General features: G+C 36.2%; 3 protein-coding genes. All 3 read left to right on the top strand.

Going from position 1 to position 5,734, the window contains the following annotated elements; all coding sequences use genetic code 11:
- Window positions 1-92 precede the first annotated feature (92 nt).
- From AT685_RS00155 to AT685_RS00145, 3 genes are read left to right on the top strand one after another with little or no spacing between them, the layout of a single operon-like run.
- A complete protein-coding gene (locus tag AT685_RS00155; RefSeq protein ID WP_072151066.1) occupies window positions 93-1,739 on the top strand; it encodes a discoidin domain-containing protein in 1,647 nt (548 codons plus the stop codon).
- A gap of 21 nt (window positions 1,740-1,760) precedes the next feature.
- Window positions 1,761-2,681, top strand: a complete 921-nt coding sequence (locus tag AT685_RS00150; RefSeq protein WP_072151065.1) for a PorV/PorQ family protein — start codon at window positions 1,761-1,763, stop codon at window positions 2,679-2,681.
- A gap of 21 nt (window positions 2,682-2,702) precedes the next feature.
- The gene (locus AT685_RS00145; RefSeq protein ID WP_072151064.1) at window positions 2,703-5,663 is read left to right on the top strand and encodes a hypothetical protein; all 2,961 of its coding nucleotides are present in this window, start codon (window positions 2,703-2,705) and stop codon (window positions 5,661-5,663) included.
- Window positions 5,664-5,734 lie beyond the last annotated feature (71 nt).

Raw genomic sequence — 5,734 nt, 5'->3', positions numbered from 1 at the left:
TTCTTTAAATTTCCTTGACTTAATCACCAAAAATTTGATAAATTAAACAATTGAATAGCAAAGATATTCTACTTGAAATTATGCACCGTTTGATGCTTATTTTAGTTTTCTCAATAACCCTTATCACATTCGCCAGTTCCCAAATCCCCCCAGATACTATTGTTATTTCAAAGTTTTCCAGCTTTATTGATAGCACATTAAGTCAAGGAGTTGATGTTACTAACTCTTCTGATTATTTAATTCTAAAGACAAGTGAGCAGGAAAATCTTGCTAAAAAGAGAAGGGCAACTATAACTTACTATGGAACTGGTGAGCCGAAAACCTCTACAGGGGACAGAGATACTGTAACTGGAAACCCGATGAAAGTAATTGATGGTGATAGTAGAACATTTTGTCAGATAAGACCTGGTGGAGATGGTAGCTACATTTTGATTGATTTGCTTGCTTTAAGAAGAATTAATAAGGTTGTGATTATAACTTTTGGTCTGAACCAATCCCTTAGACCAAGGGCTTATACAATTTACGCTGGCATTGATTCACTTCAACTTACCAGAATCGTTCAAAAGACGGATAATCAAGATGTTAAAACACTTGATATTTTTGACCCAATAATTGCAAGATTTGTTAAAATTAGTTTTGATGTTGTTGATAGATTTAGTTCAACTGTTATAGCTGAGATAGAAGTATACGGTGTTGGGTATTTATCATCGGGGGAGTATTATTCAAAGGTCATTGATGTTGGACAGCCTGTTAATTGGGGTTGGGCTGAGTGGGAAGCTGAACTACCTGAGGGCACGGGAATAACTTTCCAATTTAGAACAGGTTCAAGCCCAAGCGTTAATGATACCTGGAGTCAATGGTCCCCTGAAATTTCAAGTTTTGAGGTTATGAAGGTAACCGAGCCAAGGCGTTACATCCAATTCAAAGTAAATTTATCCACTTCAAGCACTGAAACACCCATCTTAAAAAGACTTTCAATTTTTTACCATAAAAAGCTCGTTGCTAAAAGTATTACCCTTGAGGTTGAACCCTCAGTTGTCCCAATTTTAAAAAGGACTGAAATAACTTGCAATTTTGATGTTGAAGTTGATGATAATTCTCTTGGAATTGATACACTAATTATATTTACCCCATCACCTGCAAATGTTGAATCAGTCACTTTAAATGGGAATCCCGTTGCTTATTCAGTTATATCGTCTCCAGAATATGTAAAAATAGCATTTCAACAACCAATTAATTCAAACTCCAGAATAAGTGTTAAGTTAAGTTTAACGCTTTACCTTGATATAAATGAATTCCCATCGGTTGTGATAAGCAAAATGACGGCGTCAAATCCACAATTTGTTGATACGAGAAAAAGAGGCAATCTAAATAGTTGGACTGTTTTAACAACAGATGTTCCAGAAAGATTGATAGTTGACCTCCAGATCAATCCCAATCCATTTTCTCCAAATGGTGATGGTTTAAATGATAGAACTCAAATAAGTTTCTTCCTGGCAAATCTTTTGGTTGAGAGAAATTTAAAGATCCAGATTTTTGATCTTACGGGTAGGCTTATCAAAACAATTTTTGATGGGCAAAGCAAAGCATTTGCCTATATTTCTTCAAATTCTTTCACATGGGATGGAAGGGATGAAAATGGGAGGCTTGTGAGACCTGGTGTTTATCTTTTGAGAGTTGCGATAAATGCAGATACTGGTGTTGAGTCAGTCTTTAAAACTATAACAGTCGTTTATTGAAAAATAATTTTCGCTTCCATAATGAGAAAATTTATCCTGTCAATAGTGTTAATATCATTGCATTTTGATTTTGCGATTTCTGGAGCCTTCAAGGACCTTGGCAACGGGGCTCGGGCTGTTTCTTTTGGTTTGGCTTATGTTGCAGTTGCCGATAATCCATACGGTATGTTTTATAATCCCGCTGGAATTGGACAGATAAGAAAATTTAGTTTTGCTTCAACTTACTCACGGCTTTATCCATTTGTGCAGGATGAAAACCTTTACTACGTAACCTTGGCTGGGGTATTGCCTATCTTTTCAATTTTTGACTTCGGGGTTGGAGTTTCATATTTTAAAACAGGGATGTGGAGTGAAAATCAACTTATTTTCTCGGTTGCAAGAGAGTTTAAATACATCAAAGGTTTATCAATAGGTGGGAGTTTTAAACTTTTAAGATGGTCTGCTGTTGCACCTGTTGGTGAATCTGCTTATTCGTATTTTGGTTTTACATTTGATGCTGGGGCAATTTTTGTATGGAATGATTTTGTAAATGGTTCTGATTTGCGCTTTGGGCTAACCGCAAGAAATATAACTCAACCGAGCATCGCACTGAATAAATCAAGTGATGCGAAATTACCTCTGGAGATTGCTGGCGGGATCGTATATGAATCAAGAACTTACAATTATCAAATAGGTTTAGGGGTTTTAAAATCTGATTATGATCTAAAAATTGATGCTGGATTTGAAATTAAGGCTTTTTCATCTGAATTTTTGAAAAGTGATTTTGAGTTTGTTATCAGAGCCTCGGGTGGAGCGATAGTAGATGGCGTGAAACAGGCAAGTTTAAATCCAGGATTCGGGATAAAATACTGGAAATTTAGGATTGACTATGTATATGTTCATCAATTTGAGATACCCGACGCAGGCGGTAGTCATAAATTTAGTTTTGAATTTAATTTATAAAAAATTTTGATTTGCAACGCCATGAAAAAATTTGTTTTATTCACGCTTTTAATCATCGGTTTTGAAATTTCAGTTGCGCAATTCATCTCAAGAGACAAGGAAAGTTATCTTAATTATTCGGGAAGAAACTATGAAAATTACAGCATTTCCTTCCTAAGGAAAAGGTTTTATGATAACTTTGGGAATTTTCTCATAGACGGGAGTTTAATTTTTGAGTTGATTGAAAACCAAAGACAGTTTATAGGACAAGAGCTCGGAGGATTTAGTAGCTTGACGAAATCAAGGTTTTACTACCAGTATTTTCAAAATCTTGTGATAGCAAGTGATAATTATGCAGATTTTCAAACGAGGTTGATGATAGGTGATGCGATAAGGACGAAGTTTACATCGCTTACATTTGATAAGGCAAGGTTTAACGGTGTGAGATGGGACGGGGCTACAACAAAACATAGAGGAACATTTATAGTTTCAAGGGTTAGTGATCCTGTTAGATTTAGATTTGATACACCTCTTTTGATAGATGGGGTGCAAAGGGTGCGAAATTGGGCTCAATATCTTTTCGGTGGTCATTTTGAAACAGATATCGGGGATGTATTAACAATTGGTGCTACTTATGTAAATCAACATACGAGACGAATGGATGTCAACGCCCGAGATGTGCCTTTTAAGGGTGTTCCCCCAAATGGTGTTCCGAGGATAATCTTTGTCAGAATAAGTGATGATTCTCCAAAAGATGGTTCGGGTCCAATAATTTATTCTGACCCGGTTGTTAAAATTAACGGTAGGACAGTTCCAACTAAAAATATAAATGGTAAAGTTCCAAACCCACAAGAAACGGTTCTTGGTGCCCCGCTTCAGTATTATGTTTTTAGAAATTTTAGTATTGATAGAACCCTTTGGGTTGCTGGAGCTGATACATTAAGTTATACTGCTTACACCCCAATTCAAGGAGGACCCGGTTATAAATTTAGGTCAATGTTGTCTGCATTGCCTGTTTATCCAGAGCAAATACCAAGCGATGGAAATATAACTTTTGCTTATATAATCCCACCTGGTGTTGAATCAGTTGAGTTTGAAATTTTGGTTGCAAATGATTTCAAAATTGAAGCAGCTCATGATTTTGTCAATCGTCTTGATGATTGGGGGCAAACGACAGGAGCACGGTTTATCCCACACTATGATTCAATTGCGGTTGGGACCCCGACATTTTTCCGCCTAATAAAAAGAGCCGAGGGAAATGTCAAAGACGCGTCAAACCGTCAAATTGTCAGGTTTAATTATGCTCTCACAACGGGAATGAGCGTGTATAGTTTAAATTTCAAATTTAACTGGAAAGGATTTAACATAGAAGGTGAATTTGCTCAAAGTTTAGAATGGTCAAAATATCCGGTTGGTCGTGGTCCCTGGTTCACGCAAAAAGGAAACGCATTTTATATCAAAGCTTCTAAAAAAGTTGGGCGTTTAACCTTTGGATTTGAACGATATAAAATTGAACCACTTTATACAACCGCTCTTAATGTTTATTCGCTTGAGAATAGTTACTATATGATGTGGACTGGTTCTGGGTATTCCTATCTTGCTCCTGATGTTTATGGTGTGACTGCTTATGATGTTTCAAGTGGTATATCATTTATTCCGGGTGGCGCTTATTTCTCTCTTGTTGATGATAATGATGATAGAGATAGATGGGAAGATGGATTTTATTTTTACAATGCGACTCCAAATCCAACTTTTGAAAACGGCGATGTTTTGAATCCAACGCCTGATCCATTTTTACTTGGATATAGGCAGAACGCAAACGAATTAATTGGCTTAACCAGCATTATAAGAAGACCCGACGCTGGTATATTCCCAGGAAAGGATAGAAATAACGACGGGATCCCAGATGATGATCAAAATGCAAATGGAATACCTGATTATCAGGAAGATTTTCTTACATATTACAGTGATCCCCCACTCTTTGATTATGGTGATGATTGGAACAATAATGGTGTAATTGATGAACAAGAGAATGACATTTATCCTGATTATCCTTATGAGCCGGATATAAATGGTTATCATACTTTTATGAAGGTAAATTTAGCGAGGAATTGGTCAGCTCAAATTGGTTTCATAAATGAAAAAGCAATTGCAAGGGGTGGAATTAATCAGGTCTCATATATTAAAACACTTTACACAACATCAAACCCACGGCTTGGCTCTCTTCTTCTGTATTATGTTATGAAAAGAGTTAGGGATGAAATTCCAAATCCAGTTTATCAATATAAAGGCGTCATAACTATAACAAGTCCTTTCCCTGTTTTTACAGAAGATCAACTCAGGTATAGAAATAGCTTTGTTCATAACCTTTATCTTGAAGCAAGATACACGCAAATTCCAAATCTTAACATTGAGAACAGAATTCGTTTTGAAATTAATTTCCAGCGACAGCTTGGGGATCCATCAAAAGCTTTGCTTCCGGAGGCAAAATACACAGGAGATCAACTTGATGGAAGAATTACGCTTTGGGGACTTGTTCATAAAATTGATTATACACTTAAATTTTTAAATGGTCGGCTTGAAATAAAACCTCAATTTAAGGTCAGAACAGTCAAGGAAACGAAACTTGGTTATGTTGATGTTGCTGGAAGTTTGAGAAGGATAACAAATATAATTCAACATACGCAGGAAACAATACCAATTTTTAGAGTTGGATATAAGTTGACAGATAGATCAGTGTTTAATTTCGGGATTCAGGGGCTTAGCATTGTTGGTTTTCCCGAATTGTTTTCCTATAGAATAAGGAATTTGAAAGATGGAACTGGAAGCGAAAACAGAGGAGTGATAGCTTTTTCGTTGACGAACCAGAGTTCTTATAAAGGTTATTCAATTGTGGTTGATTTCGGTTATAAATTCACAAAGCGAAAATTTATAAAACCTGGTGAGGAAAAATACAGCAGAGATGAATCAGCGATATTTTTCACAGTTATCGCGGGTTTCTAATTATGAGGGTGAAACAATATGTGGAAGATAATCATCATAGTTACATTAACCGCTTCAATAGTTGCTAACTT

This window comes from Candidatus Kryptobacter tengchongensis (genome assembly GCF_001458555.1).
GTDB lineage: Bacteria > Bacteroidota > Ignavibacteria > Kryptoniales > Kryptoniaceae > Kryptonium > Kryptonium tengchongense.
The sequence above is the reverse complement of the archived record's forward strand: the minus strand, read 5'-3'. Positions and strand labels throughout refer to the sequence as shown.

What these genes read in the sequence shown, in the direction of transcription:
- AT685_RS00155 (WP_072151066.1), top strand. Translation starts at nt 93, where the DNA reads ATGCTTATTTTAGTTTTCTCAATAACCCTTATCACATTCGCCAGTTCC.
- AT685_RS00150 (WP_072151065.1), top strand. Translation starts at nt 1,761, where the DNA reads ATGAGAAAATTTATCCTGTCAATAGTGTTAATATCATTGCATTTTGAT.
- AT685_RS00145 (WP_072151064.1), top strand. Translation starts at nt 2,703, where the DNA reads ATGAAAAAATTTGTTTTATTCACGCTTTTAATCATCGGTTTTGAAATT.